At 49.4% G+C, this 1,839-nt stretch carries 2 protein-coding genes; one reads left to right on the top strand and one right to left on the bottom strand.

Features of this window, described 5'->3' with window-relative positions; translation table 11 throughout:
• Positions 1–34 precede the first annotated feature (34 nt).
• Positions 35–739, top strand: coding sequence for a WD40 repeat domain-containing protein (locus tag KDK18_RS05920; protein ID WP_257253902.1), 705 nt, complete (start codon positions 35–37; stop codon positions 737–739).
• Positions 740–753: 14 nt separating this feature from the next.
• Here KDK18_RS05920 and lipA read toward each other — a convergent pair whose 3' ends face one another.
• Positions 754–1,773: a lipoyl synthase gene (gene lipA / locus KDK18_RS05915; protein ID WP_257253901.1), complete on the bottom strand. Its 1,020-nt coding sequence runs from the start codon at positions 1,771–1,773 to the stop codon at positions 754–756.
• Between the last annotated feature and the right edge of the window lie 66 nt (positions 1,774–1,839).

Here is a 1,839-nt window from a genome sequence, read left to right as displayed (position 1 = left end):
AAGTTATCATGGGAAATAGTGGCTTTTTCTTCCCATGATCGTTCGTCTTTCTGGCCGGGAGGACGATGAGTCATGGGCAGAAAAAGCCATCATTACCCACAGGCTTTTAGTAGTATCGGCCACCTTCAGTGTCGATGGCCGCTATGTGGTGACCGCCAGTTTTGATGGCAAAGCGAAAATCTATGGCAAGAACAACGATGGGTCATGGATAGAAAAAGCTATTATTTCTCATGACGGTTGTGTCAGGTCAGCCACCTTCAGCGCCGACGGTCGCCATGTGATGACGACCAGTAATGATCCCAAGGTGAAAGTCTATGGCCTGAATGACGATGGATCATGGGAAGAAAAAGCTATCATTTCCCATAAAAAAGAGGTCAACTCAGCCACATTCAGCCCCGATAACCGCTATTTGCAGACCTCCAGTGATGACGACGAGACGAAAATCTATGGCCTGAAGGACGGTGGTTCATGGGAAGTAAAAGCCATCATTTCCCATGACGATATTGTCAACTCAGCCACATTCAGCCCCGATAGCCAACATGTGATCACCGCCGGTTACGATGGCACGGCGAAAATTTATGGTCGGCAGAACGATGAAACCTGGAAAGAAAAAGCCATCATTTCAGATCATGGTACAATCAATTCAGCCACCTTCAGCATGGATGGCCATGTGTTGACCATCCAGACCTTCCATAGCGTTAGTACGTTGAAAATCACTGAACTACAGATGAGTGACTGATGGTTTGCTGTCACTCATTGGCCCAGGCCCACATTATTCTTCTGCAACACCTGCTCAGCACGATAACTTGAGCGCACCAGGGCACCGGCCACGACTTCAACAAAACCTCTTTCCAGGCCCCACTGACGATACTTCTCGAACTCTTCGGGCGTCACGTAACGTTCAATTGGCAAATGGTTTTTGGTGGGTTGCAGATACTGGCCCAGAGTCAGGATATCGCAATCAATGGCCCTGAGATCATTCATAGTCTCAATGATTTCGTCCTCGGTTTCACCCAGACCCAGCATCAGGCTGGTTTTGGTGAGTACATCGGGTCGGTATTTTTTGGAGTGAGCCAGAACAGCGAGCGTCTGTTCATAGCTGGCACGCGGGTCACGAACAGGATGTGTCAGTCGTTTAACGGTTTCAACGTTCTGAGCGAAAACGGCAATACCGCTGTCAACCACAGTTTCTACATCTGCCAATACACCCAAAAAATCCGGTGTCAGCGCTTCAACGTCGGTTTCAGGATTGACTTCCTTCACCCGTTTTACGACGGCGGCATAATGACCGGCACCGCCATCTTCAAGGTCATCACGGTTAACAGAGGTCAGAACCAGGTATTTCAGGTTCATCAGTTTTACGCTGTTGGCCGTGTGGTCCGGCTCCTCCTTATCCAGCCAGCCTTTGGGGTTCCCGGTATTCACCGCACAGAAGCGACAGGCACGGGTGCAGACATCGCCCATCAGCATGATAGTGGCGGTACCGGAACTCCAGCACTCATTGATGTTGGGGCACATGGCCTCTTCACAAACGGTACTCAGTTTGTGCTCATGAACAGTCTCTTTGACTTCTTTGAACTTGCTGCCGTACCTGGGCTTGATTCTCAACCAATCCGGCTTGCGCATAAAAGGCTGAACCGCTTCATCGGAGCGATTGCTGGCCTTGATGCCATTCTTGATGGCGGTAATGCCTTTTTCATTGACAAATTTCTCGCCACTCTGAATGGTAACAGCCGGAATCTGGACGGTTGGAATCAGGTTGCTATCGGTCATAGAATCCCAGTTATGTCGATCAGTTGTACCGTTTGTGAACCCGTTCGTTCACTAACTTGAATTTGG

The organism is Endozoicomonas sp. SESOKO3 (assembly GCF_024606255.1).
Note: the sequence above shows the minus strand (reverse complement) of the source record. Positions and strands in the feature narration are given on the sequence as shown.

Bases quoted from the DNA above. Each gene is read 5' to 3' on its own strand.
- KDK18_RS05920 (WP_257253902.1), top strand. From the start codon at position 35: ATGATCGTTCGTCTTTCTGGCCGGGAGGACGATGAGTCATGGGCAGAA.
- lipA (WP_257253901.1), bottom strand. From the start codon at position 1,773: ATGACCGATAGCAACCTGATTCCAACCGTCCAGATTCCGGCTGTTACC.